Annotated in this window: 21 protein-coding genes and 1 tRNA gene; 17 read left to right on the top strand and 5 right to left on the bottom strand. The window is 64.7% G+C overall.

Annotated features, from left to right (window positions below):
- The first annotated feature begins 205 nt into the window (after positions 1-205).
- From ACFQZZ_RS26785 to ACFQZZ_RS26725, 13 genes are all read left to right on the top strand, one after another.
- Positions 206-1,282, top strand: a complete 1,077-nt coding sequence (locus tag ACFQZZ_RS26785) for an ABC transporter ATP-binding protein (RefSeq protein WP_378686323.1) — start codon at positions 206-208, stop codon at positions 1,280-1,282.
- Positions 1,283-1,314: 32 nt separating this feature from the next.
- Positions 1,315-2,088 (top strand): MlaE family ABC transporter permease, encoded by a 774-nt coding sequence (locus ACFQZZ_RS26780; RefSeq protein ID WP_378686321.1) that lies wholly within the window; start codon positions 1,315-1,317, stop codon positions 2,086-2,088.
- A 69-nt stretch (positions 2,089-2,157) separates the two neighbouring features.
- The gene (locus ACFQZZ_RS26775) at positions 2,158-2,958 is read left to right on the top strand and encodes an MlaE family ABC transporter permease (protein WP_378687099.1); all 801 of its coding nucleotides are present in this window, start codon (positions 2,158-2,160) and stop codon (positions 2,956-2,958) included.
- A gap of 72 nt (positions 2,959-3,030) precedes the next feature.
- Entirely contained in the window at positions 3,031-4,371 is a 1,341-nt protein-coding gene (locus ACFQZZ_RS26770; protein WP_378686319.1) for an MCE family protein, read from the top strand.
- The gene (locus ACFQZZ_RS26765) at positions 4,368-5,444 is read left to right on the top strand and encodes an MCE family protein (protein ID WP_378686317.1); all 1,077 of its coding nucleotides are present in this window, start codon (positions 4,368-4,370) and stop codon (positions 5,442-5,444) included. Before ACFQZZ_RS26770 ends, ACFQZZ_RS26765 begins: the two co-directional genes overlap by 4 nt.
- Entirely contained in the window at positions 5,445-6,464 is a 1,020-nt protein-coding gene (locus tag ACFQZZ_RS26760) for an MCE family protein (protein ID WP_378686315.1), read from the top strand.
- 1 nt (position 6,465) lies between these two features.
- The gene (locus ACFQZZ_RS26755; protein WP_378686313.1) at positions 6,466-7,734 is read left to right on the top strand and encodes an MCE family protein; all 1,269 of its coding nucleotides are present in this window, start codon (positions 6,466-6,468) and stop codon (positions 7,732-7,734) included.
- Positions 7,731-8,984, top strand: a complete 1,254-nt coding sequence (locus ACFQZZ_RS26750) for an MCE family protein (RefSeq protein WP_378686311.1) — start codon at positions 7,731-7,733, stop codon at positions 8,982-8,984. Before ACFQZZ_RS26755 ends, ACFQZZ_RS26750 begins: the two co-directional genes overlap by 4 nt.
- On the top strand, positions 8,981-10,222 hold the full coding sequence (locus tag ACFQZZ_RS26745; RefSeq protein WP_378686309.1) for an MCE family protein: 1,242 nt from the start codon (positions 8,981-8,983) through the stop codon (positions 10,220-10,222). The genes ACFQZZ_RS26750 and ACFQZZ_RS26745 overlap by 4 nt, the downstream gene beginning before the upstream one ends.
- Before the next feature lie 131 nt (positions 10,223-10,353).
- The gene (locus tag ACFQZZ_RS26740) at positions 10,354-11,112 is read left to right on the top strand and encodes a hypothetical protein (protein WP_378686307.1); all 759 of its coding nucleotides are present in this window, start codon (positions 10,354-10,356) and stop codon (positions 11,110-11,112) included.
- A gap of 12 nt (positions 11,113-11,124) precedes the next feature.
- A complete protein-coding gene (locus tag ACFQZZ_RS26735; protein ID WP_378686305.1) occupies positions 11,125-11,850 on the top strand; it encodes a hypothetical protein in 726 nt (241 codons plus the stop codon).
- A 428-nt stretch (positions 11,851-12,278) separates the two neighbouring features.
- The gene (locus ACFQZZ_RS26730; protein ID WP_378686304.1) at positions 12,279-15,788 is read left to right on the top strand and encodes a DNA-directed RNA polymerase subunit beta; all 3,510 of its coding nucleotides are present in this window, start codon (positions 12,279-12,281) and stop codon (positions 15,786-15,788) included.
- Between the two features lie 105 nt (positions 15,789-15,893).
- A complete protein-coding gene (locus tag ACFQZZ_RS26725; RefSeq protein WP_378686302.1) occupies positions 15,894-19,847 on the top strand; it encodes a DNA-directed RNA polymerase subunit beta' in 3,954 nt (1,317 codons plus the stop codon).
- Between the two features lie 93 nt (positions 19,848-19,940).
- Here ACFQZZ_RS26725 and ACFQZZ_RS26720 read toward each other — a convergent pair whose 3' ends face one another.
- A complete protein-coding gene (locus ACFQZZ_RS26720) occupies positions 19,941-21,395 on the bottom strand; it encodes an ATP-binding protein (RefSeq protein ID WP_378686301.1) in 1,455 nt (484 codons plus the stop codon).
- Between the two features lie 336 nt (positions 21,396-21,731).
- Between ACFQZZ_RS26720 and ACFQZZ_RS26715 the strand changes: the two genes are divergently transcribed.
- A complete protein-coding gene (locus tag ACFQZZ_RS26715) occupies positions 21,732-22,202 on the top strand; it encodes a PaaI family thioesterase (RefSeq protein ID WP_378686299.1) in 471 nt (156 codons plus the stop codon).
- Between the two features lie 71 nt (positions 22,203-22,273).
- Here ACFQZZ_RS26715 and ACFQZZ_RS26710 read toward each other — a convergent pair whose 3' ends face one another.
- Positions 22,274-23,284 (bottom strand): aldo/keto reductase, encoded by a 1,011-nt coding sequence (locus ACFQZZ_RS26710; protein WP_378686297.1) that lies wholly within the window; start codon positions 23,282-23,284, stop codon positions 22,274-22,276.
- A 100-nt stretch (positions 23,285-23,384) separates the two neighbouring features.
- Here ACFQZZ_RS26710 and ACFQZZ_RS26705 point away from each other — a divergent pair, with 100 nt between their 5' ends.
- A complete protein-coding gene (locus ACFQZZ_RS26705; protein WP_378686295.1) occupies positions 23,385-24,242 on the top strand; it encodes a helix-turn-helix transcriptional regulator in 858 nt (285 codons plus the stop codon).
- A 76-nt stretch (positions 24,243-24,318) separates the two neighbouring features.
- Here ACFQZZ_RS26705 and ACFQZZ_RS26700 read toward each other — a convergent pair whose 3' ends face one another.
- The 3 genes from ACFQZZ_RS26700 to ACFQZZ_RS26690 all read right to left on the bottom strand — a co-directional run bounded on the left by ACFQZZ_RS26700 (position 24,319) and on the right by ACFQZZ_RS26690 (position 25,792).
- Complete coding sequence (locus ACFQZZ_RS26700; protein ID WP_378686294.1) at positions 24,319-24,447, bottom strand: hypothetical protein; 129 nt, start codon at positions 24,445-24,447, stop codon at positions 24,319-24,321.
- A 243-nt stretch (positions 24,448-24,690) separates the two neighbouring features.
- Positions 24,691-25,575: an NAD(P)-dependent oxidoreductase gene (locus tag ACFQZZ_RS26695; RefSeq protein ID WP_378686293.1), complete on the bottom strand. Its 885-nt coding sequence runs from the start codon at positions 25,573-25,575 to the stop codon at positions 24,691-24,693.
- 94 nt (positions 25,576-25,669) lie between these two features.
- A tRNA-OTHER gene (locus ACFQZZ_RS26690) sits at positions 25,670-25,792 on the bottom strand.
- A gap of 139 nt (positions 25,793-25,931) precedes the next feature.
- Here ACFQZZ_RS26690 and ACFQZZ_RS26685 point away from each other — a divergent pair.
- Together ACFQZZ_RS26685 and ACFQZZ_RS26680 are read left to right on the top strand one after the other, a co-directional pair.
- Positions 25,932-26,264, top strand: coding sequence for an ArsR/SmtB family transcription factor (locus ACFQZZ_RS26685; protein WP_378686292.1), 333 nt, complete (start codon positions 25,932-25,934; stop codon positions 26,262-26,264).
- Positions 26,261-26,743: an SRPBCC family protein gene (locus ACFQZZ_RS26680; protein ID WP_378686290.1), complete on the top strand. Its 483-nt coding sequence runs from the start codon at positions 26,261-26,263 to the stop codon at positions 26,741-26,743. The genes ACFQZZ_RS26685 and ACFQZZ_RS26680 overlap by 4 nt, the downstream gene beginning before the upstream one ends.
- Positions 26,744-26,817 lie beyond the last annotated feature (74 nt).

Raw genomic sequence — 26,817 nt, 5'->3', positions numbered from 1 at the left:
GGGCCGCCTGTTTTGCTTTGTCCGGGCGCGCCCGGCCGTGTTGTGAATAGTGAGAGTGTTACGGGGTTACTCTTCGGTCAGGTTGGGGTGTGCCGCGTCTCGCCCATGGGTTACAGTGACCGAACCCACTGTGACGCGACACACCGCGACAGCCGAATTGCGTGGTACGCCGGTGGGCTGCTCGCTGAGAATTGTGGAGGTTGGCGTGGGCGTCGAGGTCAGGACCGAGGGTGTTACCAAGTCTTTCGGTTCGCAGCGAATTTGGCAGGATGTCTCTCTGACACTGCCCTCGGGTGAGGTCAGCGCCCTGCTCGGTCCCTCGGGTACCGGTAAGTCCGTCTTTCTGAAGTCTTTGATCGGTCTGCTGCGTCCGGAACGCGGCTCCATCTATATCGGCGGCACCGATATCACCACCTGCTCCAATAAGGAGCTCTACGAGATTCGCAAGCTCTTCGGGGTGCTGTTCCAGGACGGCGCGCTGTTCGGCTCCATGAATCTCTACGACAACATCGCCTTCCCATTGCGCGAGCACACCAAGAAGTCCGAGTCGGACATTCGCAAGGTCGTCATGGAGAAGCTGGAGCTGACCGGTCTGCTCGGGGCCGAGGGCAAGCTGCCCGGCGAGATCTCCGGCGGTATGCGCAAGCGTGCCGGCCTGGCCCGCGCCCTGGTGCTCGACCCGCAGATCATCCTGGTCGACGAGCCGGACTCCGGCCTCGACCCGGTCCGCACCTCGTACCTGAGCCAGCTGCTGCTCAATATCAATGCGCAGATCGACGCGACGATCCTGATCGTCACTCACAACATCAACTTGGCGCGGACAGTGCCGGACAACATCGGCATGTTGTTCCGCCGTCAGCTGGTCATGTTCGGCCCGCGCGAGGTGCTGCTCACCAGCGATGAGCCGGTGGTCAAGCAGTTCCTCAACGGCCGCATGATCGGCCCGATCGGCATGAGTGAGGAAAAGGACGAGGCGCAGATGGCGCGCGAGCAGGCGCTCGTCGACGCGGGCCACCACCATGGCGGCGCCGAAGAGGTCGAGGGCATCATTCCGCAGATGAAGGCCGAGCCCGGCATGCCTGTGCGACAGGCCGTGTTCCGCCGCAAGGAACGGGTCCGCGAGATCATGCACACCCTGCCGCACTCGGCACAGGTCGCGATTCGTGAGTCACTTGCGGAGAATGACGACACACAGGTGATGGCCTACAACAACGGTGACCTGGCAGGTTACCAAGGCGGCGCGCACGACACAACCGTGCGCCACAACACAACTAACGGGTAACATCTGCGATCGTGAACTCCACCCTGGCGCGAATGCGGACTCCATTGGAGTCGGGTTTTGCCCAGGCCGGCAACATCTTTGCGCTCTTCATCGACGTCGTGCGCAAGACGTTCAAGCGGCCTTTTCAGTTGCGCGAGTTCATCGAGCAGTCGTGGTTCATCGCGAGTGTCTCGATCTTGCCGAGCGCGCTGGTGGCAATCCCGTTCGGCGCGGTGGTCGCGCTGCAGACCGGTTCGCTGATCAAACAGCTCGGCGCCGAATCCTTCACCGGCGCAACCAGCGTGCTCGCCACCGTGCAGCAGGCCGCCCCGGTGGTGACCGCGTTGATCATCGCGGGCGCGGCCGGGTCGGCGGTGGCCGCCGACCTCGGCTCGCGCACCATCCGTGAGGAGATCGACGCGCTCGAGGTGCTCGGCGTCGATCCGGTGCAGAAGCTGGTCGTGCCGCGCGTGCTCGGTATGACCGTGGTTGCCCTTTTGCTCAACGGCCTGGTGTCGGTGGTCGGCATCGCCGGTGGCTACTTCTTCAACGTGCTGTTGCAAGGCGGCACGCCGGGTGCCTACCTGGCCTCGTTCTCCGCGCTCGCACAGCTACCCGACCTGTGGATCGGCGAAATCAAGGCATTGGTGTTCGGCCTGATCGCCGGCGTGATCGCCGCGTACAAGGGGTTGCATCCCAAGGGGGGCCCGAAAGGAGTCGGTGACGCGGTGAACCAATCGGTGGTGATCTCGTTCCTGGTGTTGTTTTTCGTGAACCTGGTTCTGACTCTGGTCTACCTCCAGGTTGTCCCCGCCAAGGGCGCCTGACCCGTGGCCACCCCTTACCGCAACCCGGTGCTGGCGAAGTCCGCCCGCCGGGTCACCGAAATCGCGCGCATGCCACTGAATGTGGTCGACCGGGCCGGCGAGCAGATGTCGTTCTACTCGCGCACCATCGCCTGGATACCGCGCACCGCACTGCATTACCGCAAGGAGGTCATGCGGCTGCTTGCCGAGGTGACCTTCGGCAGCGGCGCGCTGGCGGTGATCGGCGGCACCATCGGCGTCATCGTGTTCATGTCGGGCTCGGTCGGCGTTGTCGTCGGTCTGCAGGGCTTCAAGGCCCTCGACTCGATCGGCAGTTCCGCGCTGACCGGCTTCTTGACCGCCTACATCAATACCCGCGAAATCGCGCCGCTGGTGGCGGCGCTGGCGTTATCGGCAACGGTGGGTTGTGGTTTCACCGCCCAACTCGGTGCCATGCGCATTTCGGAGGAGATCGATGCGCTCGAGGTGATGGCGGTGCCCGGGGTGCCGTTCCTGGTCTCCACCCGGGTGATCGCCGGATTCCTCGCGGTGATCCCGCTGTATATCGTCGGCCTGCTCGGCACTTTCCTGGCGTCGCGGATGATCAGCATCTGGTTCAACGGGCAATCCAGCGGCGCTTATGACCATTATTTCAGTCTGTTCCTGCCACCTGAGGACGTCTTATATTCGTTCCTCAAAGTGCTGGTATTCGCGTTCGTGATCATCCTGGTGCACTGCTACTACGGCTTCCACGCCACCGGCGGACCCGCGGGCGTCGGCGTCGCGGTAGGCCGGGCGGTGCGCGCGGCCATCGTGCTCGTCAACGTGCTCGACTTCTTCCTCAGCCTCGCGATCTGGGGGACCACCACCACAGTGCGGGTCGCGGGATGAGCGGCATCCGTGGTGAGCGAAGCGAGGCTCGGTCATGAGCGGCATCCGTGGTGAGCGAAGCGAGGCTCGGTCATGAGCAGAGTGGAAACGTGGCGGTCCACCGAGAAGCTGCGCGTGCGGATCCTCGGCATTGTCTTCTTCGTGATCTGCGCGCTGTTCCTGTGGACAACCATCGCGATCTACAACAAGCAATTCGTGAAGACCGTCGACGTCGACCTGATCACCGATAGCGTGGGCAATGCGCTGACCCGCAATGCGGACGTGAAGGTCCGCGGCGTCACGGTCGGCGAGGTTCGGTCGAGTCGATCCGAGGGCGGCAAGGTGACCTTGGACCTGGCGATCGACCCGAGCAAGGCCGAGCAGATCCCGGTCAACGCGACGGCACGGCTGCTGCCCAAGACACTGTTCGGCGAGCGGTTCGTGGATCTGGTGATTCCCGACGATCCCAGCTCGCAGCACCTGACGAACGGTGTGACCCTGCACCAGGACACCAGCGGCAACGCGATCGAGATCAGCAAGCTGCTCGACGATCTGATGCCGTTGCTGCAGGCGATTCCACCGCAGGATCTCGCCGCCACCCTCGGCGCGCTGTCTCAGGCGCTGTCGGGCCAGGGGCTTGCCCTCGGTGAGACGGTCGACAAGCTGGACAACATCTTCCGCGAGATCAACGTGGTGATGCCCGATCTGCAACAGGATCTGGCCGACTTCGCCGATGTCGCGGCCACCTACTCGGACGCGGCGCCGCAGCTGGTCGACGCACTGAACAATCTGCGCACCACCAACGCGACCATCGTGCAGCGGCGCTCGCAGATCGACACCCTGCTGGCGACGCTGACCCCGACCGCGTCGACCACCGCGGACTTCTTCATCGCCAACCGCGACAACATCATCGACCTGGCCGCGGACTCCCGGCCCGCCCTGGAGCTGCTGGCGACCTACTCGCCGACCTACGCCTGTGCGATGGCGAACTTCGCGAAGATGAAGCCGCGCATCGACCGCCTCTTCGGTATGGGCACCGATCGGCCCGGCTCGCGGGTGACCATCGAACTGGTCAACACTCGCGGCAAGTACTTGCCCAACCAGGACGAGCCGCGCTGGCTGGACACCAGGGGACCGTGGTGTGTACCGGAATACCCGCAGGGCGTCGACCCAGGTCAGTACACGGGCGGACCGAACAACGACGGTTCCTACGCAGTGCCGAGCCGCAACCCGGGCGATCAGGTCGGCGGGCAGCTGTCCGCGCCGCAGTTCGGGGTGTACTCGGCGGGAAGCACCGCCGGATCGCCGATGGAACAGCAGACACTCGGCGCGATCTACGGTGCGGCGAACGGTGTTTCGCCGGAGCAGGTGCCCGGCTGGGTAACCAGGATCGGTGCGCCCGCATTCCGTGGAAGTGAGGTGAGCGTGCGATGAAAGAGAAGCTGCGCGGCGTGGGATCGCCGCTGACCAAGCTGATCATCTTCGTGGTGGTCACGCTCTTCGCGACCACGATTCTCGGCCTTTCCATCGCGAACTACAGCGGTGGCGGCACCGCGTTCAAGGCCCGCTTCATCGATGTCACCTCACTCAATCCCGGCGACGAGGTGCGCATCGCCGGCGTTCGAGTCGGCAAGGTCACCGATGTGTCGATCGTGGACAAGCGGTTGGCCGAGGTGAGATTCGAACTGAGCGACCGCAATTGGCTGCCCGCCTCCACCATCGCGACCATCCGCTACCGCAACCTCGTCGGGCAGCGCTACATCGCGTTGGAGCAGGGGACCGGTGAACAGGGCCGCAAGCTCAACAAGGGCGGAACCATCCCGCTGGAACGCACCCGTCCCGCGCTGAACCTGACCACCCTGTTCAACGGGTTCCGCCCGCTGTTCCACACGCTGACCGCCGACGACGTGAACAAGCTGTCCTACGAGATCATTCAGGTGTTCCAGGGTGAACAGGGCACCATCCACGATCTGGTCGCGAGCACCGCGAGTTTGACCAACAAGATCGCGGACAAGGACGCCGTCATCGGTGAACTCGTGAAGAACCTGACCGCGGTGCTCGAGACGATCAACCAGCGTGAGGACAACTTCGACCAGCTGATCGTGAATACCGAGGCGCTGGTCAGCGGGCTGGCCGCCGAGCGCGACACGATCGGCCGTTCGGTGAGCTCACTGGGCAACCTGGCCTCGGCTACTGCGGACCTGCTCGTCCCGACTCGCCCGTCGCTGCAGGGTTCGATCGCCGGGCTCAATCAGCTCACCGGCACCCTGAACGAGCGCGAGGACGATGTGAACCAGGTGCTGCACACCCTCCCGATCAAGATGGAAAAGCTCGGCCGCGTCGGCAGTTACGGCTCCTGGTTCCAGTTCTATCTCTGCGGTATCGACATCGTCGTCGGGCCTGGCGCGGTCGACGCGCCGCAGCTCAACCTCCCGGCTGGGATGCCGACGATCAACCAGCCGCTCTACACCAACGCCGCGCCGCGCTGCAACGGGAAGGGCCGCTGAATGGACGACCGGATCCTGCTCGGCAGGCGCAGCCCCGCGTTCATGGGCGTGCTCGGCCTCGCGATGGTGCTGCTGGTGACGATCTCCGCATTCTTCCTGGATCGGCTGCCGATCATCGGCGCGGGCACCAAGTACACCGCCGAGTTCTCCGAGGCGGCGGGCATCAAGAAGGGCAACGAGGTTCGCATCGCAGGTGTCAAGGTTGGCGCGGTGTCGGATGTGCGCCTGGCCGGTGACCGGGTGCTCGTCGACTTCCGCACCAAGGACGCCTGGGTCGGCAACGAGACCACCGCTTCCATCCAGATCAAGACGCTGCTCGGGCAGAAGTATCTGGCGCTGGATCCGAGGGGCTCGAAGCCTGCCGATCCGAGTCAACGAATTCCGTTGTCGCGCACGGTTTCTCCGTATGACGTGGTGGACGCGTTCAGTGATGCGGCGAGGAACATCGACCAGATCGACACCGCCCAGCTGGCCACCAGCATGCGGGTGCTTTCGGAGGCGTTCGCGACGACGCCGCCGGAGATCCGCGGCTCCATCGACGGCGTGGCCCGGCTCTCGGAGACCCTCGGCAAGCGCGACGAGGAATTGAAGCGGATGTTCGCGGCGACCAGGCAGACCACCCAGGTCCTCGCCGATCGCAACGCCCAGTTCGAGCGGCTGCTCGCCTCGGGTGGCGAGCTGCTGGCCGAGCTCAATATTCGCCAGCAGTCGATTTCGCAGCTGCTCACCGGAGCCAAGACGGTGGCGGCCGAGCTGAGTGCGCTGGTGCACGACAACGAGAAGCAGATCGGCCCGGCGTTGACCAACCTGTTGGCCTCCATCGACCTGCTGAATGCCAACCAGCAGAATATTTCCAAGACGCTGGAGCTCGCGGGGCCGTTCTACGGTTTGTACGCCAACGTGCTCGGCACCGGCCGGTGGTTCGACGCGGTGATCGTCAACCTGGTGCCGCCGGGTCTGCCGGAGATTCCGGGCTATCGGCCGCCGGTGCGTTCTCTCGGCCCGCTGGAAGGTAACTGACATGGCGACGAGCTGGCGCGGTGAACCGTTGACCGCACTGCGGTCCTCCAGTCGCGGCACCAAGGTGGCTATCGCGTTGGTCGTGGTGGCGGCGCTGTTCGCGGCCGGGGTGCTGTGGTGGCTGTTCGACCGGATGACCACGACCAAAATCACCGCGTACTTCGATCGCTCCGTCGGCATCTACGAGGGTTCCGACGTGCGGGTCCTCGGGGTGCCGGTAGGCAGGGTCTCCTCGGTCGAGCCGCAGGGCGAGCAGGTCAAGGTCGTCATGGACGTCGACCGCAAATACGACGTGCCCGCCGACGCCAAGGCCGCGCAGATCACCCCCTCGGTGGTCTCCGACCGATTCATCCAGCTGACGCCGGTGTACACCGGCGGGCCGAAGATGGGCCGCACCGCGACCATTCCGCGGGACCGCACGGTCACGCCGGTCGAGGTCGATGAGCTGTACAAGAGCATCACCGAGCTGTCGGATGCGTTGGGCCCCAACGGTGCCAATGCCGAGGGCGCGGTGAACGAGCTGGTGCGCACCTCGGCGGCGAACTTGGCGGGCAATGGAGAGGCGCTGGCCAACAGCATCACTCAGCTCTCGCGGGCGGCGCGGTATCTGTCCGACGCGCGCGGGGACATTTTCGAAACGGTCAAGAACTTGCAGTCGTTCATCACGATGCTGGCCCAGAACGACTCGCAGGTGCGCCAATTCAACGTGCAGCTTGCCGATCTGTCCGGGTTCCTCGCCGACGAACGGCAGAACCTCGGTGAGGCCCTGAACCTGCTGTCGATCGGGCTCGGCGATGTCGCCAGGTTCATCGACAACAACCGCGACCTGATCGCCGACAACGCGCAGGCGCTGACCTCGCTGACCAAGACGCTCGCCGACCAGCGCGACGACCTGGCGGCCGCGCTGCCGGTACTGCCGCTGGCTTTGAGCAACCTGATCAACGTGCACAACGCCGAGTCGGGCACGCTCGACATGCGGGCCAACTTCACCGATCTGCAGGACCCGTTCGGTGTCGTGTGCAAGATGCTCGACCTCGGCAAGCTGATGCCGGGCGATCCGAAGTTCGAGGCCATCGGCAAGCAGATGCGCCCGCTACTCGAGCACTGCAAGGAGATCACCGACCAGATCACCGCGGGTGTGAAGACGCCGACGCTGATCCTGCCGTTCGGCATCCTCAGCAACGAGAACCAGCAGCGCGACCCGGTGCCCGGCACCGTTCCTGGTACCCCGTCCGACCAGCTTCCGCCGTCGCAGGGAGGTGGCCGATGAGCCGCAACAGGATTCGTTCGCATCGGCTGCGCCATGGCGTCGCGGTCGTGGCGCTGAGCGCGGTCGGCCTGCTGGTCGCCTCGTGCGCCTCCGACGGTATCTACAGCGTTCCGCTGCCAGGTGGCGCCGATATCGGTGCGCATCCGATGCGCATCGACATCCAGTTCGACGACGTGCTCGACCTGGTGCCGCAGTCCGCGGTGAAGGTCGAGGGCGTACCGGTCGGCCGGGTGGAGGAGATCGTCCTCGGCAAGGACCAGTGGACCGCGAGCGTGCGCGCCGTTGTGAACGGCTCGGTCGAGCTGCCCGCGAACGCGCGGGCCGAGGTGAAGCAGACGAGCCTGCTGGGCGAGAAGTTCATCGAGCTGTCCAAGCCCACGGCGGATCCGGACACGAAGAAGCTGACCAACGGCTCGGTGATCCCGATCGAAAACACCCGCTACGCCACCGAGATCGAGCAGGTACTCGGCGCGATGTCGTTGCTGCTCAACGGTGGTGGCGTCGCCTACCTGCAGCCCATCGTCACCGAACTGAATCGAACCATCGGCGGCCGCGAGGAGCGGGTGCGTTCGCTGCTCGAGCAGGCGAACACACTGATCGCCGGGCTGGACGCGCAGGTCGACAACATCACAAGGGCCATCGATGGTCTTGCCACGCTGAGCAGCCGGGTGGCCACCCAGACCGATCAGATCGGCAAGATTCTCGACGAGCTGCCCGAGGGCATCAAGATCCTCAATGAGCAACGCCCCCAGTTGATTTCGCTGCTGACACAACTGGATCGGGTCGGCCAAGCCGGCTTCGACGTGTTGAACACCTCGAAGAACGACCTCATCACCGATCTGCGCGCACTGCGGCCCACACTGCAGGAACTCGGCCGTGCCGCACCGGATCTGGTGACCGCGCTGCCGCTGGTGCCGACCTATCCGTTCCCCGACTCGTCGCTGGAGGGCACCTTCGGCGGCCAGGTGAACACCTGGCTTTCGGTGGATCAGCAGATCGGCGTCACGCTGACCAATCTCGGCGTCGGCATGGGTGATCCGGTGTACATCCCGCCGATCGGTCCCGCGGTGCCGGTGAATCCGACGAACCCGTACTACAACGGCAACGGCCCGCGACCGGGCTGGCCGACGGTGTCGATTCTGCCGCTGCCGCCGAACATGGCCTTCGCGCCCGCCAACGGCCCGGCACCGGCCTCCGATCCGCTCGGGGCGATTCTCGACCAACTCGGTGTGGGAGGTGGTCCGCGATGACCCGTCTGGTCCGCAACCAGCTGATCCTCTTCGTGGTACTCGCGGTGGTAGGCGTGGTGCTCGTCAGCGCCAAGTACATCCGCCTCGACAACATGCTCGGCTTCGGCCTGTACACGGTGAAGGTGGAGACGGCGCAGACCGGCGGCCTCTACAAGGGCGCCGAGGTGACCTATCGCGGCGTTCCGGTGGGCCGGGTCGGCGATCTGGAGCTCTCCGACACGGGCGTGGTGATGAACCTCGTCATCGACTCGAGCTCGCCGGACATCCCGGCCTCGGCCAAGGCCGTCGTCGCCAATCGCTCCGCCATCGGCGAGCAATACGTGGACCTGCAGCCCGATACCGATCGCGGCCCGTATTTGAAAGACGGTTCGGTGATCACTTCGGCGACCACGCCGGTGCCGATCGAGCAGCTGATCGCGAGTGTGGACGGCTTCACGAGCACGGTCGATCTCGACGCGCTGAACATCACCGTCACCGAACTCGGCAAGGCCTTCGACGGCAAAGGCGACGACCTACAGGTGCTCGTCGAATCGCTGAACAACTTCACCGCAACGTTCAACGAGACACTGCCGCAGACGATCCAGCTGATCAAGGACGGCCGCATCGCGCTCGGCACCCAGGTCGAACAATCCGGTGCCATCCGGGAATTCAGCAATGGCCTCGATCTGCTGAGCGCCCAGTTGCGCGCAAGCGACCCGGATCTGCGCAGGCTGATCGGGACGGGCACTGATGCGGGTGAGCAGATCGGTGCACTACTGAACGAGAGCGGTGGCGCACTGACCGAGGATCTGGCGAACCTGCGGCAGCTGCTGCAGTCCATCTCGCCCAAGTTCTACGCGCTGCGTCCGCTGCTGCAGATGTTGCCGCAGCTGTCCATCGGCGCCTCCTCGACCGCGCCGGGCGACGGCACCAGCCACTTCGGCCTGGTGCTCGAGGCCAACAACCCGCCCGCCTGCACACAGGGCTACGAGGGGACCACGGCCATCCTCGAGCAGATGAAGCGGGAGAACCCGGACTTCGACGACACACGCGACGAGTTCCCATTCAATCGGGACGCGAAATGCACTGTGCCCTTTGGTAATCCGACTGCGGTGCGCGGTGGGGAGCGGGCCGACCTCGCCGACCCGAGCATCGTGCAGCCGTGGGACTCCAACCCCAAGACCGATCCGGAAAAGCTGAACCTGAACCCGATCGCCGTCCAGATGGCGACGCTGCTGGGGGTCACGCCCAAGCGGTGACCAGGACCGACGCGGCTTCGCCGCGATAATTACTGACGTTAGGGTGTGCAGTCGTGAGTGAGCGCAGCGAGCGAACCATGGGCACAGCGCCACGGGGCACGACGGAACCGAGCGTCAGCGAGGTGCAGTTTGTGAGCCCCGATCTTTCCAAGGAAACGCCGGAACATACCGAGGCCGATTCCACGGAATCCGAAGCCGCGGCGGCTGCCCCTTCCGAGCCTGCCGCCGAGTCGCCGACCGCTGAGCCGATCGCGCCGCTGGCCGATTCCGTGCCTGCCGACACCGGCTCGGGTGGCCGCCCGCCGTTTGCCGTCAGTGTGGCCGCAATGGCTGCGCTTGTCATCGCGCTGGCGGTGGCGACCTGGTTCGGCGCGGGCTGGGTGCGCGCGGCCTACTTCACCGACGGCCCACGCGCCGAAGCGCGCGATGCCGCGCTCACCGATGCAAGACAGGCCGCGATCAACCTGATGTCGCTGGACCCGTCCGACGTGGACGGCTCCATCGAGAACATCGAGTCGTCGATGACCGGGCAGCTGCTCGACGAGGCGACCAAGGGCCAGCAACAGCTCAGGACGACGGCAACAGAGGCCAAGACCAAGCTGGCGGCGAAAGCTCTCGGCGCCTCGTTGACCTCGTTGAACTCCGAGCGTGACCGGGCATCGGCACTGGTGGTGCTACAGGTGACGCGCAGCGTGCCCGATGTCGCACCTGTCAGCTTCCGGCAGACCTGGACCCTGGATCTGATCAAGGTCGGCGACGTCTGGAAGGCGGAGCAGGCGAAATCGCTCGGACAGCCGGTGCCGCTGGATGCGCCGACGAAGGTCGACCCGGCCCAAGCGCAGGTGCCCGGTGCCCCGGCGCCCGCGCCCCCGATCAAGCCCGGCTCGTAGGAGGACCGATTCATGGCATCCAAACGACCCGTCAACCGGGTTACCCCTAGGAATCGGCCTGCTGCGGACCGTGCCGGGTCGCAGACCGCGGCTACGCGCCGGACCGGCGGCCCGCGCCGCGGCGCCGACGAGCAGCGCACCGCGAGTACCCGCCGCCCCCGGGTCGCGGGCAGCGTGGAGACCTCCGACCACGGCAAGCCGCAGCCGAACGCCCCGCGCCCGCCTCGGCGGCTCCTACGCCCCATGGGCTCGGGCTGGCGGTTAGTCCTGACGTGCGTCCTCGCGACGGCATTACTCACCGCGTTCGCTGTGCTCGCGGCGTTCCGGCCGGGCGTTGACGATTCCAACGAGGCATTCGTGAACACCAAGGCCACCGAGGAAGTGAGCGCGGCCGCCGAGCACGCGCTGCGCACCGTGTTCGCCTACGACGTGAAGCAGCTCGACGGCTACAAGGACGCGGTGCGTCAGGTCGTCACCGGGCAGATGCTCACCGACTTCGACAAGTTCGCCGACACCAACATCGCGGCCATAAAACAGGCGCAGACCAGCGCCGATGTCGAGGCCACGCCAATTGGAGTGACCTTGCTCACCGATGATCGGGCCGAGCTGATGGTGAACCTGGTCGTCAGCGCGAACAAGGACGGTGTCGCGCAGGAAAGCGCGTCCGGTCCGGTCGTGCTTCGCATGCAGAAAAAGGACGGTCGCTGGCTCGCCAGCGACATCGTCGATCGCAATTGAGCCGCTCAGGCGGGTGATCTTGTAGCGCGGCAGGCGATCTCGGTGCGGCCCTGGTCGATGCTGCCACTTGACGAGTTTCGCCAGACCCGTCACGCTATTCACAACAGCGGCAGCTGTCACAGTGGCTCCAAGCGCCCCGTGGCTCCCGGACGCAGCCAGCGATTCGGACCCGGCGCGTCAGCCATTTCGGTCACGGCGCGCCGCCACGCGGAGGCTCGTTCTGGTGGTACTTTGACACCTCGGCGTATATGGGTGTAGGTTTGGACGTTGCGCTGGCTGCCTCCTGTCCATACCTCGATTCGCACACGTAAGTTCCACCCTTCCGGTGTTACTTCCGCTGTTGCCTGTTCGGGTTTCGTTCGGGTTGTAACCAGCGGAATTCGTAGCAGACAAGCGACGGTCGCGGACCACCACGCGACGCGCGTGAGGTGCTGGAAGGACGCATCTTGGCAGTCTCCACCCAGACCAAGGCACTTGCCGGAATCCCCGGAGCCCCATTGAGGGTGTCTTTCGCGAAGATCCGTGAACCCTTGGAGGTGCCCGGACTTCTCGATCTACAGACGGACTCATTTGCATGGTTGATCGGATCGCCTTCATGGCGTGAAAAAGCCGCGCTCCGCGGTGACGGCGGGCTAACGGGGGGTCTCGAGGAGGTGCTCGAGGAGCTCTCGCCGATCGAGGACTTCTCGGGCTCGATGTCCCTGTCTTTCTCGGATCCTCGTTTCGAAGAGGTCAAGGCCTCCATCGACGAGTGCAAAGACAAGGACATGACCTACGCGGCGCCGCTGTTCGTCACCGCTGAGTTCATCAACAACAACACCGGTGAGATCAAGAGCCAGACGGTCTTCATGGGTGATTTCCCGATGATGACCGACAAGGGCACGTTCATCATCAACGGCACCGAGCGCGTCGTCGTTTCGCAGTTGGTGCGTTCGCCGGGTGTCTACTTCGACAACAGCGTCGACAAGAGCACGGAAAAGGACCTGCACAGCGTGCGCGTCATTCCGAGCCGCGGCGCCTGGTTGGAGTTCGACGTCGACAAGCGCGACACCGTCGGTGTCCGTATCGACCGCAAGCGTCGGCAGCCGGTCACCGTGCTGCTGAAGGCGCTGGGTTGGACGACCGAGGAGATCGTCGAGCGTTTCGGCTTCTCCGAGATCATGATGTCGACGCTGGAGAAGGACAACACCGCCGGTCAGGACGAGGCGCTGCTGGACATCTACCGCAAGCTGCGTCCGGGCGAGCCGCCGACCAAGGAGTCCGCGCAGACCCTGCTGGAGAACCTGTTCTTCAAGGAGAAGCGCTACGACCTGGCGCGCGTCGGTCGCTACAAGATCAACAAGAAGCTGGGTATCCACCTCGGCGAGCCGATCACCGCGTCGGTGCTCACCAAGGAAGACATCGTCACCACGATCGAGTACCTGGTGCGTCTGCACTCGGGTGATCGCATGATGACCGCGCCGGGTGGCGCGGAGGTTCCCGTCGAGGTCGACGACATCGACCACTTCGGCAACCGTCGCCTGCGTACTGTCGGCGAGCTGATCCAGAACCAGATCCGGGTCGGCCTTTCGCGGATGGAGCGCGTGGTCCGCGAGCGGATGACGACTCAGGACGTCGAGGCGATCACGCCGCAGACCCTGATCAACATCCGTCCCGTCGTGGCCGCGATCAAGGAGTTCTTCGGAACCTCCCAGCTCTCGCAGTTCATGGACCAGAACAACCCGCTGTCGGGTCTGACCCACAAGCGCCGCCTTTCGGCCCTTGGCCCCGGTGGTCTGTCCCGTGAGCGCGCCGGTCTGGAAGTCCGTGACGTCCACTCCTCGCACTACGGCCGCATGTGCCCGATCGAGACCCCGGAAGGCCCGAACATCGGCCTGATCGGTTCGCTGTCGGTGTACGCGCGGGTCAACCCGTTCGGTTTCATCGAGACTCCGTACCGCAAGGTCGTCGATGGCAAGGTCACCGACGACGTCGTGTACCTGACCGCCGACGAGGAGGACCGGCACATCCGTGCGCAGGCCAACTCGCCGGTCGACGTCGAGGGTCGCTTCCTCGAGGACAAGGTCCTCGTCCGTCGTCTCGGTGAAGAGGTCGAGTTCGTCTCGGCCGCCGAGGTCGACTACATGGACGTGTCGCCGCGCCAGATGGTGTCGGTCGCGACCGCGATGATTCCGTTCCTCGAGCACGACGACGCCAACCGTGCCCTGATGGGTGCGAACATGCAGCGCCAGGCGGTTCCGCTGATCCGTTCCGAGTCCCCGATCGTGGGTACCGGTATGGAGCTGCGCGCTGCCGTCGACGCGGGTGACGTGGTCGTCAACGAGAAGTCCGGTGTGGTCGAGGAAGTTTCCGCCGACTACATCACCGTGATGGCCGATGACGGCACTCGCAAGTCCTATCGGATGCGTAAGTTCGCGCGTTCGAACCAGGGCACCTGTGCCAACCAGCGTCCGATCGTGGATGAGGGTCAGCGGGTCGAACAGGGCCATGTGCTTGCCGACGGTCCGTGCACCGAGAACGGTGAGATGGCCCTTGGCAAGAACTTGCTCGTGGCGATCATGCCGTGGGAGGGCCACAACTACGAGGACGCGATCATCCTGTCGCAGCGTCTCGTGGAAGAGGACGTTCTCACCTCGATCCACATCGAAGAGCACGAGATCGACGCCCGCGACACCAAGCTGGGCGCCGAGGAGATCACCCGGGACATCCCGAACGTCTCCGACGAGGTGCTGGCCGATCTCGACGACCGCGGCATCATCCGTATCGGCGCCGAGGTTCGTGACGGCGACATCCTGGTCGGCAAGGTCACCCCGAAGGGTGAGACCGAGCTGACCCCGGAGGAGCGGTTGCTGCGCGCGATCTTCGGTGAGAAGGCGCGCGAGGTGCGTGACACCTCGCTGAAGGTGCCCCACGGTGAGTCGGGCAAGGTGATCGGTATTCGTGTGTTCTCGCGTGAGGACGACGACGATCTGCCTCCGGGTGTCAATGAGCTGGTGCGCGTGTATGTGGCGCAGAAGCGCAAGATCCAGGACGGTGACAAGCTCGCCGGTCGCCACGGAAACAAGGGTGTTATCGGCAAGATCCTCCCCACCGAGGACATGCCGTTCATGCCTGATGGCACCCCGGTCGACATCATCCTGAACACCCACGGTGTGCCGCGTCGTATGAACATCGGCCAGATCTTGGAGACCCACCTCGGGTGGATCGGCAAGGCAGGCTGGGACGTCGGGGCCGATGCGGATGGCGCGAACCGTCCGGATTGGGCCAAGGCGCTGCCGGAAGAGATGCTGGCGGCTCCGGCCGACTCCAACATCGCGACCCCGGTGTTCGACGGTGCCCGCGAAGAGGAGCTGACCGGTCTGCTCGCTTCGACCCTGCCGAACCGCGATGGTGAGCGCATGGTCGACGAGAACGGCAAGTCGACCCTGTTCGACGGTCGTTCCGGCGAGCCGTTCCCGTACCCGGTCGCGGTCGGCTACATGTACATCCTGAAGCTGCACCACTTGGTCGACGACAAGATCCACGCCCGTTCGACCGGCCCGTACTCGATGATCACGCAGCAGCCGCTGGGTGGTAAGGCGCAGTTCGGTGGTCAGCGCTTCGGCGAAATGGAGTGCTGGGCCATGCAGGCCTACGGCGCGGCCTACACGCTGCAGGAGCTGCTCACCATCAAGTCCGATGACGTTGTCGGCCGCGTGAAGGTCTACGAGGCGATCGTCAAGGGCGAGAACATTCCGGAGCCGGGCATCCCGGAGTCGTTCAAGGTGCTCCTCAAGGAACTCCAGTCCCTGTGCCTCAACGTCGAGGTGCTGTCTTCCGACGGTGCCGCGATCGAGATGCGCGATGGCGACGACGAGGACCTGGAGCGCGCGGCGGCGAACCTGGGCATCAACCTGTCCAGGAACGAAGCAGCCACCGTCGACGATCTGGCGAACTAGGCGGTCGGCCGGATGTCGTTCTTTTCGAACGGCATTCGGCCCCGCGTTCCACCAACTAGTGAACTTTTTGCTCGAATTCGACCCGAATAGGGGAAAGGAAGTTACGTGCTAGACGTCAACTTCTTCGATGAACTCCGGATCGGCCTGGCCACCGCCGAAGACATCCGGCAGTGGTCCTTCGGCGAAGTGAAGAAGCCGGAGACCATCAACTACCGTACGCTCAAGCCGGAGAAGGACGGGCTCTTCTGCGAGAAGATCTTCGGTCCTACCCGGGACTGGGAGTGCTACTGCGGCAAGTACAAGCGCGTCCGCTTCAAGGGCATCATCTGTGAGCGCTGTGGCGTCGAGGTAACTCGCGCCAAGGTGCGTCGTGAGCGGATGGGCCACATCGAGCTGGCCGCTCCTGTCACCCACATCTGGTACTTCAAGGGCGTGCCTTCGCGCCTCGGTTACCTGCTCGACCTGGCGCCGAAGGATCTGGAAAAGATCATCTACTTCGCCGCCTACGTCATTGTCGGCGTCGACGACGAGCTGCGTCACAACGAGCTCTCCACCCTCGAAGCCGAGATGGAGGTCGAGAAGAAGGCCGTCGCCGATCAGCGCGACGCCGATCTGGAGGCCCGTGCCCAGAAGCTCGAGGCCGACCTGGCCGAGCTCGAGGCCGAGGGTGCCAAGTCCGATGTCCGCCGCAAGGTCAAGGACGGCGGCGAGCGCGAGATGCGTCAGCTCCGGGATCGGGCCCAGCGTGAGCTGGACCGGCTCGAGGAGATCTGGACCACCTTCACCAAGCTGTCGGTCAAGCAGCTCATCGTCGATGAGGTGCTCTACCGCGAGCTGGTCGACCGTTACGGCGAGTACTTCACCGGCGCCATGGGTGCGGAGTCCATCCAGAAGCTGATGGAGAACTTCGACATCAACGCCGAGGCCGAGAACCTGCGGGAGACCATCCGCAGCGGTAAGGGCCAGAAGAAGCTGCGCGCGCTCAAGCGCCTCAAGGTCGTCGCGGCCTTCCAGTCCAACGGCAACTCGCCGATGGGCATGGTGCTCGACGCCGTTCCGGTGATCCCGCCGGAGCTGCGTCCGATGGTTCAGCTCGACGGTGGCCGTTTCGCCACCTCCGACCTGAACGACCTGTACCGCCGCGTGATCAACCGCAACAACCGCCTCAAGCGACTGATCGACCTCGGCGCGCCCGAGATCATCGTCAACAACGAGAAGCGGATGCTGCAGGAGTCCGTGGACGCGCTGTTCGACAACGGCCGTCGTGGACGTCCGGTCACCGGACCGGGTAACCGCCCGCTGAAGTCCCTGAGCGATCTGCTCAAGGGCAAGCAGGGTCGTTTCCGTCAGAACCTGCTCGGCAAGCGCGTCGACTACTCGGGCCGTTCGGTCATCGTCGTCGGTCCGCAGCTGAAGCTGCATCAGTGTGGTCTGCCCAAGCTGATGGCGCTGGAGCTGTTCAAGCCGTTCGTGATGAAGCGTCTGGTCGACCTGAACCACGCGCAGAACATCAAGTCCGCCAAGCGGATGGTCGAACGTCAGCGTCCCCAGGTGTGGGATGTCCTCGAAGAGGTCATCGCCGAGCACCCGGTGCTGCTCAATAGGGCACCGACGCTGCACCGTCTGGGAATCCAGGCCTTCGAGCCGCAGCTCGTCGAGGGCAAGGCGATCCAGCTGCACCCGCTCGTCTGTGAAGCGTTCAACGCCGACTTCGACGGTGACCAGATGGCCGTGCACCTTCCGCTGTCCGCGGAGGCGCAGGCCGAGGCCCGCATCCTGATGCTGTCCTCGAACAACATCCTGTCGCCCGCATCGGGTCGACCGCTCGCCATGCCGCGTCTGGACATGGTGACGGGTCTGTACTACCTGACCCGCAAGGTGGACGACGAGATCGGTCAGTACCAGGCCGCCACCAAGTCGGCCAACGAGCACGGCGTCTACTCCTCGCCCGCCGAGGCGCAGATGGCCGTCGATCGTGGCGAGCTGACCGTGCGGTCGCAGATCAAGGTGCGGCTCACCGAGCAGCGCCCGCCGCGCGAGATCGAGGCGGAGCTGTTCCCGGACGGCTGGAACCGCGGCGACGCGTGGCTGGCCGAGACCACCCTCGGTCGCGTGCTGTTCAACGAGTTGCTGCCCGCGGATTACGCGTTCATCAACGAGCAGATGCCGAAGAAGCGTCAGGCGACGATCATCAACGATCTCGCCGAGCGCTACCCGATGATCGTGGTCGCGCAGACCGTCGACAAGCTCAAGGACGCCGGTTTCCACTGGGCGACGCGTTCGGGTGTGACGGTCTCGATGTCCGACGTGCTTGTGCCGCCGGAGAAGGCCGAGATCATGGAGCGCTACGAGGCGCTTGCCGATCAGATCGAGAAGAAGTACCAGCGTGGTGCGCTCGATCACACCGAGCGCAACAGCGCACTGGTGAAGATCTGGCAGGAAGCGACCGAAGAGGTCGGTACCGCTCTGCGTGCGCACTACCCGCCGGACAACCCGATCATCACGATCGTCGAGTCGGGCGCGACCGGTAACTTCACCCAGACTCGTACCCTCGCCGGTATGAAGGGCCTGGTTACAAACCCGAAGGGTGAGTTCATCCCGCGGCCGATCAAGTCCTCGTTCCGCGAGGGCCTGACGGTTCTGGAGTACTTCATCAACACCCACGGTGCCCGTAAGGGTCTGGCCGACACCGCGCTTCGTACCGCCGACTCGGGTTACCTGACCCGTCGTCTGGTGGACGTCTCGCAGGACGTCATCGTGCGCGAGCACGACTGTGCGACCGAGCGTGGCATCGTCGTCACGATCGCGGAGAAGCAGGCCGACGGCTCGCTGATCAGGGACGCGCACGTGGAGACCTCCGCGTACGCACGCACCCTGGCATCGGACGCGGTGGACAGCAAGGGCAACCTCGTTGTCGCGAAGGGCGCCGACCTCGGCGATCCGGCGATCGAGGCGCTGCTGGACGCGGGTGTCACCGAGGTCAAGGTCCGCTCCGTGCTGACCTGCACCACCGGCACCGGCGTGTGTGCGACCTGCTACGGCCGCTCCATGGCGACCGGCAAGCTGGTCGACATCGGTGAGGCCGTCGGTATCGTCGCCGCGCAGTCCATCGGTGAGCCCGGTACCCAGCTGACCATGCGTACCTTCCACCAGGGTGGTGTCGCGGGCGAGGACATCACCGGCGGTCTGCCGCGTGTCCAGGAGCTGTTCGAGGCCCGCGTGCCGAAGGGCAAGGCTCCGATCGCCGAGGTCTCCGGCCGCGTGCGGATGGAAGACGACGACCGCTTCTACAAGATCACCATCATCCCGGATGACGGTGGCGAAGAGGTTGTCTACGACAAGCTCTCGAAGCGTCAGCGTCTGCGTGTCTTCAAGCACGACGACGGCACCGAGCGTCTGCTCTCGGACGGTGACCATGTCGAGGTCGGCCAGCAGTTGCTGGAAGGCGCGGCGGATCCGCACGAGGTGCTGCGCGTGATGGGCCCCCGTCAGGTGCAGATCCACCTGGTCCACGAGGTCCAGGAGGTCTACCGCTCGCAGGGTGTGTCGATCCACGACAAGCACATCGAGGTCATCGTGCGCCAGATGCTGCGTCGCGTGACGATCATCGATTCGGGTGCCACGGAGTTCCTGCCCGGCTCGCTCACCGAGCGTTCCGAGTTCGAGGCCTCCAACCGTCGCGTCGTCGCCGAGGGCAACGAGCCCGCGGCCGGTCGCCCGGTGCTGATGGGTATCACGAAGGCGTCGCTCGCGACCGATTCGTGGCTGTCGGCGGCATCGTTCCAGGAGACCACTCGAGTCCTGACCGACGCGGCGATCAACTGCCGCTCGGACAAGCTCATCGGCCTCAAGGAAAACGTGATCATCGGCAAGCTGATCCCGGCAGGTACCGGCATCAACCGTTACCGCAACATCACGGTGCAGCCGACCGAAGAAGCCCGTGCCGCGGCGTACGCGGTGCCGTCCTACGACGACACCTACTACAGCCCGGACAGCTTCGGCGCCACCACCGGTGCCGCGGTCCCGCTGGACGATTACGGTTTCAGCGACTACCGGTAATTCGGTAGCCCTGCAACAGCATTCGGCCCCCGTTCCGTTTCGGAGCGGGGGCCGATTTGCGTCCAGAACAGTTGATTTACATGCTGTGGTGAGTCACTTCGCGACGGAATAGAGAGCATTCAGGTCGATAAGAAGCGCCTGATCGGAGGTACGGAGGTGCTTATCGAAACCCGCGCCGCTGTAGCAGGTCAGCACGGTCGTGCTGGTGTCATATCCCTTGACCGACAGCAAGTCTCGCGCCCGCTGAAGTCGGTCCAGATGGCCGAGTGCCATTGTGCGATCCCATTTGACCTCGCCGAGCGACAGGATGCGGCGCGGACGTCCTGGTTCCTCCGGGGCCAGTACCGCGACATCGACCTGGATCTGCGTTTTCCGTTGCGGATCTTTCACCGTCGCGGCAGCGACCTGTCCCGGCAGTTCGCCGAAAACGTGCGGTTCCGCAGACATCGCCCAGTCGCGGCAGATTCCTTCGAAGTGCGGGCCGACCACTTGTGACAGAAAGGTGGCCTGCGAATTTCGCCATGCGGCTTCCTGATTGCCGCGTTCCAGCGGAGTCCAATGACGGCGCATGATCGCTTCGTAGAAGACGATGAGTGGTTCGGCGATTCGGTAGACCGGCTTTCCCTTGTTGAACGGATCGGTCTCGCGGACGATCAATTGGGCGTCCTCGAGCACTGACAGTGGGTGCGCCATATCGGTGGAGTTGCGCCCGATTGCACTCGCGATTCCACCACGCGTCGCGTTTCCGCTTGCGATAGCGCCGAGAACAGCGTGATACAAAGCCACATCGCGGATCTCGGTTTCCTCGGCCAGTAGGTACCGCGCCTCACGAAAGAGCGGAACCTGCGGGTTGAGCACCGTCCGCAGCACCCATGAGTCGAAGTCGGCGAGCGAGTCCGGGGCATCGCCTGCGACAAACTCGCGGCGGTAAGCGGGCGTGCCTCCAACGATCGAATGGACGAGGACCGCAAGGCGCGGATCGTCGATACCCCAGAACGAGCCGGATTCTCGATAGCCGAGTGGTTTGACGACCAGTTCCAGACTCGCGCGTCCCCGCAGCGGAGCATTGCCCGATAGCAAGCCGCCCATCACCGACATTGCCGACCCACATAACAGCAGCCGCGATCCGGCTTGACGCGCGTAGCCGCGCGGGTCGAGTGCACGCTGCAGCAGGGATGGCAGCGAGGGGGTCGCCTTGCACAGGTATGGGAACTCGTCGATGACGACGAGGCCGTTGCCGACGACCGCGAACAGCCGCTCGAGCGCCTCATCCCAATCCTTGAATGCGTACCGACCGCCACCCGCGTACTTCGCCACTGCGCGCCCGAATCTCTCCAACGCCTCCATCTCGGTGGCCTCGGTAGCGGTGAAGAAGAAGCCGCCGAGGACCTCTACCAAGGCATCGAGCAGGTAGGTCTTACCCTGCCGTCGGCGACCGCTGACGATGCCCAGCCGTACATCAGGGCTGGTCGATGTCGCAAACCGCACGAGACCGTCCCACTCTCGGTTTCGGTCGAACACCCGACTGGGCTTACGAGGCGCCGTCATAAGTATAACTATACTTCTTATAACTATAGTTATACAGAATATGCTCTCCGGGCATCCGGGCATCCGGGCATCCGGGCATCCGGGCATCCGGGCATCCGGCGTTCGCGCTCGTCGCCGAGGCAACGCGGGCGACCACCTATCTCAAAGGCCGGTTTCTCCGCGAGTCGGCCGTCGTGCACCAAACCGCGCTGTTCGCATCCAGGGCCTATGTGAGCCGCTCGTCAGGTCCGGGGCCGGGCTGACTGGAGCGCCGATGCGTCCATTGCATAGACAACCGCGACAGCCCCAGGTATGAAAGTAGAACGCGTTTCAGTTTTATGGCTGGTGGGAGGTTCGATGGACAGCGCAACCATGGGCGATCTGGTGATGGCCGGGTTTCAGAAGCTGGGGTTCATCCAGTACACCGGTATCGAAGGCGTGGAGTTTGGCCCCGGCCGCAATGTTGTGTCTATCGCGCCGCGCACCGAGCACTTCAACCACAACGGTGATCTGCATGCCGCGGTGTTGTTCGGACTGGCGGAGACGGCGGCGATGGGTGCGTCCATCTCCGGCATTGTCGATCTGATGGGGGAGACGTTCATCGTCGCGAGGGACGGGCGGATCGAGTATCTGGCGCGGGCGAAAGGTGATGCGGGGCCATTCCTGGCGACGTCGGAGGTGTCGGCCGAAACCCTCGGGAAGGTCCGTGCGGATATCGCGGCCCGCGTCGCGATCGAGCTGGAGGTTCCGGTGAGCATTACCGACAACGCGGGAAAGGTCGTCGCCGCAGCGGCATTCACCGCTGTTATTCGCCCGAAGCGGTCATAGGCCGGGACGGCCGCGTGCCACCAGGAGGGTGCGATCACCGGCGATGAATGCGCATCCTCCCGATGTTCGGCTCAGCGCTCGCTGTCGAGCAGGGCCATCTGAGCGGTGGCGTAGCGGTCGCCCGCGATCTGATCGGCGGGTATCGCCGCCTCGATGACGGCCAGATCCTCGGCGCTGAGCCGCACATCCAGTGCGCCGACGGTTTCCGTCCAGCGCTCGCGGCGGCGGGCGCCGATGATCGGGACGATGTCCGCGCCGCGGGTCAACACCCAGGCGATGGCGAGCTGCGCCACCGAAACATCCTTCTCCGCAGCGATTTTCGCGAGCGCATCGACCAGTTTCAGGTTCTGGGTGAGGTTCTCGCCTTGGAAGCGCGGGCTGTGGGCGCGGAAGTCGTTCGCGGCGAATGTCATTTCCCGGCGCACGCTATCGCTGAGCAGGCCACGTGACAGCACGCCGTAGGCAGTGATGCCGATGCCGAGTTCGCGAGCCACGGGCAGGATTTCGGCCTCGATACCGCGGGAGATGAGCGAGTATTCGATCTGTAGATCGGCGATCGGATGCACGGCGGCGGCCCGGCGGATGGTGTCGGCACCGACCTCGGACAGCCCGATATGGCGGACGTAGCCTGCCTCGACGAGTTCGCCGATCGCGCCGATGGTGTCCTCGATCGGGACGTTCGGGTCGAGGCGGGCGGGGCGATAGATGTCGATGTAGTCGACACCGAGGCGTTGCAGGCTGTAGCCGAGGAAGTTGCGCACCGCGGCGGGTCTGCTGTCGAAGCCGTCCCAGGTGCCGCCGGGGCCGCGCAGCGCGCCGAACTTCACGCTGAGCACCACATCCTCGCGGGGACGCTCGGCGATGGCCTTGCCGATCAGCATCTCGTTGTGACCCGCGCCGTAGAAGTCGCCGGTGTCGATGAGGTTGGCGCCGGCGTCGAGTGCGGCGTGGATGGTTGCGGTCGATTCGCTGTCGTCGGCGGCGCCGTACATGCCGGACATACCCATCGCGCCGAGGCCGATACGGCTGACGGCCGGTCCGGTGCTGCCGAGTTGCGTGGTGGAGATCTTCGTTGTCGTCATGGGATAAGCGTGATGCCCAGGCAATGGTTGCGGCAGAGATCGTTTATCGGGGGAGAGGCGATCCCTGGCTCGCGGCCGCTGGTTCGGGGACAGTGGAGGCATGGACCGATCCGGATTGGCCGACTTCCTGCGCCGTCGCCGCGAGCAATTGACGCCGGCCGACGTCGGCCTGCCACCGGGGGTCCGGCGTCGCACTCCCGGACTGCGCCGGGACGAGGTGGCATTGCTGGCCGGTATGTCCACCGACTATTACACCCGGCTGGAGCAGTCGCGGGGTCCGCGTCCGTCCACCCAGGTGCTGGCGTCGCTGGCGCGGGCATTGCGTTTCAGCAGCGACGAGCGAGACCACCTGTATCACCTCTGTGACCACGCGGCTCCCGGCGGCGACCTCGGCGACAAGCACGTCGGACCCGGCTTGCTGCATGTGCTCGCCAAACTGGACGACACGGCCGCCACGGTGATCACCGACCTCGGCGAGGTACTGGTGCAGAACCGGATGCACACGCTGCTGTTGGGCGATCTCGGAAATCGCCGCGGCATGCAGCGGTACTACGCATGGCGCTGGTTCACCGAGCCGCGGTCCCGGTCCATGTTCCCGGAGGACGACTGGGATCGGTTGAGCCGCAACCATGTTGCCGACCTGCGGGCGACCGCGGCGCGCCGGTCCGGTGACGCCGATGTCACCGAATATGTGCGCAAACTGCGTTCCGCGAGTGCGGAATTCGAGCGGCTCTGGAACGAACACGAGGTAGCGGTGCGGGTCGCCGACACCAAGCGGATCCTGCATCCCCAGGTCGGCCTGATCGACACCATCTGCGAAACGCTGCTGACACCGAACGCCGCCCAGCGCCTGCTCGTCTATTGGCCGCGTCCCGGCACGGATGCCGCCGACAAGCTGGATTTATTACGCGTCATCGGAACCCAGACCCTGGTGTCCACCGACGACATCCACGGATGACTCACGTGGTTTTGATCGCGCAGCCGTGGATGGCGTAATCGGCGCCGTGGATCGGGGGCGCGTGATTCTGGCTGCCTCAGCGCTGTAGTTCGTCGGTGAGTCGTTGCAGGTATCCGGCGAACCTGCGCCGATCGTCCGCGTTCCAGGTGGCGGTCAGCCCGGTGGCCGAGCCGACAGGTCCATTCGTTCCGGTGCAGGTCAACAACGACCTCACCCTCGATTTCGACGATCGTGGCCCCGTCGAGCCCGGTCACTACGGTTTCCTCGTCGACGATGACACCTTCGACGCGGTATTGCGGTGGCTCGAGCATGGCCCGCGGTGGAATACGGCTCCGGGCCGGAGCATGGCCGGGACCGCTCGATCAACCGTCTCGCCGGTGGGCGCGGGGTCTATGTGCACGCCCCGACGGTCACAGCTACGAGCTCTTCACAGCGGTCCCGTAGGTGCTCAACCCTTTCTGAAGTGGTCTACCAGGCGGGAGTAGCTGTCGTCCGCATGACCGCTTTCGACCGCGTCCGCGACGAGAGATCTGGTGTAGCCAGGGAATTCGGCGTCGATGCCGCGGGATTCGCTCTCGCGCACCAGGTCTTCCAATGAGGGCAGGTGGTGCTTCAGCGCGCCGAAGGGGGTGGCGTGCTCGCCGCTGTCGATCTCCTCGGCGAGGAACGGTAGGAACGCGGTGAGGTTGGATACCGCTGGACCTGCGTTGGTGAGGAATTGTTTCGTATCGATGCCTGCATCCGACAGCAGGGCGGCGGCGTGCAGGAATCCGTTGAGGATTCCCCACATGGTGTCGTGCACTGCCATTCCGTACAGCGCGGGCACTCCGGCATCGCTGGAAACCAGCCGTCCATTGCCGCCGAGCAGCGCCAGCGCGGAACGGTAACGGTCGTAAGCGGTTTCGGAGCCGCCGAAGAACAGCACGGATTCCCGCTGGCCGATGCCGGGTGCGATGGTCATGATCTGCCCGTGCAGGTACTCCGCGCCATGCTCGGTTGCCCAGTCGGCCACTGCCCTTGCCTCTGAAGAGGTTCCATCGGTCAGGTTCACTACGGTGCGTCCGGCGATCACATCGGCTGCCGACTCCAGAATGTCGCGCGCGACGGCATTGCCCTTCACATTGACGACCACCAACTCGCTCGCCTCGACCGCGTCCCGCGCCGTAGCTGTTTTATGTGCGCCGTTGCGGACCGCCGAATCCGCTCTTCCCGGCGTGCGATTCCACACCGCGGTCGGATGTCCGCCGCCCACAAGGGCATTCGCCAGTGCGGAACCCATTTCGCCCAATCCGAGTACTGCCACTGCCGCTCGTTGTCCGGACTCGCTCGTCATCTCGCATATCCCTTCGTAGTCGGTCGAGCCCCCACGCTAAGAGCTCAACCCCACTCGAGGTCAACATTCGATTGCGGTGCGACTTCTCGGCGGATGCGGCGACCGGCGGGATTCGAACCCGCGGACGGATCGGAGCAGGTCCGCTCGTCTCCATCAAACCGGTACTCGAGGTTCCTTCGAGTACCGGTGTGCATTGGGCCGCTCTGCCACGGGCCGCATCCTGCGGGATTGCGCGATCCCGCTGGCGACATCCTATGAATCGACCACGCCAATTGCCCAACGGTTTTTCCGTGCGAGCGGTCCGACCTTCGGGCAGGGCATTGACAGGGTCGCCAGGCAGGTTAATACTGAACTAGATGGTTCAGTATGACTTCCTCGACGAGTCGTTCGGGGCGCTGTCGGATCCCACTCGACGCGGGATCCTGCAACACCTCGGGTATGGGCCCGCGTCGGTCAGTGAGTTGGCTGAGCGCTTCGAGATGACCCTCACCGGCATCAAGAAGCACATCCACCTGCTGGAGGCCGCGGGCATGGTTGTCACGGAGAAACGCGGACGGGTCAGGTATTGCAGGCTCGGTGCGAATGTCTTCGATCGCGAGTTGGCGTGGATGCAGGAACATCGGCGCACGGTGGAAGCCCGGATGGACCGTCTCGGCGAATTTCTCGAGCGAACGGAGCACGACCAATGAGCACGGACACCACAATCGGCGCCACGATTACCACTCCCTTGGATCGTGAGATCCACATCGAGCGGATCTTCGACGCGCCCCTGGACCGAGTGTGGAACGCCTACAGCCGGATCGAGCAGCTGGTCCAATGGTGGGGCGGCGGCGACCGTTTCGACGTGGAGCGCTGGGAATTCCGCAAGGGCGGGCACTATCGCTTCGTCCAGCATTCCGACGGTGAGGTCCACGGTTTCGAGGGACGATTCCGCGAGGTCACCCCGAAGGAGCGGATCGTGCAGTCCTTCGAATGGGACGGCATGCCCGCCCATATCGCCATCGACAGCACCACTTTCGTCGATCTCGGCGACGGCCGGACGAAGGTGGTGACCGTCAGCCAGTACCACACCCCGGAGGAGCGCGACGGAATGCTGCAGTCCGGTATGGAGATCGGGCTCAACGCGAGCTACCGGGCGCTGGACGCGTTGCTCGCCAAGGGCGCCTGAAAAGCGCGAAAGGTCTTCCTGCGCCAAGCGATCCGGCCCCGCCTCGTCGATCGAGGCAGGGCCGGATTGTCGAA

Origin of the sequence: Nocardia sp. GCM10030253 (assembly GCF_042675075.1) — a bacterium.
Classification (GTDB): domain Bacteria; phylum Actinomycetota; class Actinomycetes; order Mycobacteriales; family Mycobacteriaceae; genus Nocardia.
Note: the sequence above shows the minus strand (reverse complement) of the source record. Positions and strands in the feature narration are given on the sequence as shown.

Bases quoted from the DNA above. Each gene is read 5' to 3' on its own strand.
- ACFQZZ_RS26695 (WP_378686293.1), bottom strand. From the start codon at position 25,575: ATGACGAGCGAGTCCGGACAACGAGCGGCAGTGGCAGTACTCGGATTG.
- ACFQZZ_RS26735 (WP_378686305.1), top strand. From the start codon at position 11,125: ATGGCATCCAAACGACCCGTCAACCGGGTTACCCCTAGGAATCGGCCT.
- ACFQZZ_RS26685 (WP_378686292.1), top strand. From the start codon at position 25,932: ATGGTTCAGTATGACTTCCTCGACGAGTCGTTCGGGGCGCTGTCGGAT.
- ACFQZZ_RS26715 (WP_378686299.1), top strand. From the start codon at position 21,732: ATGGACAGCGCAACCATGGGCGATCTGGTGATGGCCGGGTTTCAGAAG.
- ACFQZZ_RS26760 (WP_378686315.1), top strand. From the start codon at position 5,445: ATGGACGACCGGATCCTGCTCGGCAGGCGCAGCCCCGCGTTCATGGGC.
- ACFQZZ_RS26745 (WP_378686309.1), top strand. From the start codon at position 8,981: ATGACCCGTCTGGTCCGCAACCAGCTGATCCTCTTCGTGGTACTCGCG.
- ACFQZZ_RS26710 (WP_378686297.1), bottom strand. From the start codon at position 23,284: ATGACGACAACGAAGATCTCCACCACGCAACTCGGCAGCACCGGACCG.
- ACFQZZ_RS26705 (WP_378686295.1), top strand. From the start codon at position 23,385: ATGGACCGATCCGGATTGGCCGACTTCCTGCGCCGTCGCCGCGAGCAA.
- ACFQZZ_RS26680 (WP_378686290.1), top strand. From the start codon at position 26,261: ATGAGCACGGACACCACAATCGGCGCCACGATTACCACTCCCTTGGAT.
- ACFQZZ_RS26775 (WP_378687099.1), top strand. From the start codon at position 2,158: ATGCCACTGAATGTGGTCGACCGGGCCGGCGAGCAGATGTCGTTCTAC.
- ACFQZZ_RS26755 (WP_378686313.1), top strand. From the start codon at position 6,466: ATGGCGACGAGCTGGCGCGGTGAACCGTTGACCGCACTGCGGTCCTCC.
- ACFQZZ_RS26765 (WP_378686317.1), top strand. From the start codon at position 4,368: ATGAAAGAGAAGCTGCGCGGCGTGGGATCGCCGCTGACCAAGCTGATC.
- ACFQZZ_RS26750 (WP_378686311.1), top strand. From the start codon at position 7,731: ATGAGCCGCAACAGGATTCGTTCGCATCGGCTGCGCCATGGCGTCGCG.
- ACFQZZ_RS26780 (WP_378686321.1), top strand. From the start codon at position 1,315: ATGCGGACTCCATTGGAGTCGGGTTTTGCCCAGGCCGGCAACATCTTT.
- ACFQZZ_RS26720 (WP_378686301.1), bottom strand. From the start codon at position 21,395: ATGACGGCGCCTCGTAAGCCCAGTCGGGTGTTCGACCGAAACCGAGAG.
- ACFQZZ_RS26770 (WP_378686319.1), top strand. From the start codon at position 3,031: ATGAGCAGAGTGGAAACGTGGCGGTCCACCGAGAAGCTGCGCGTGCGG.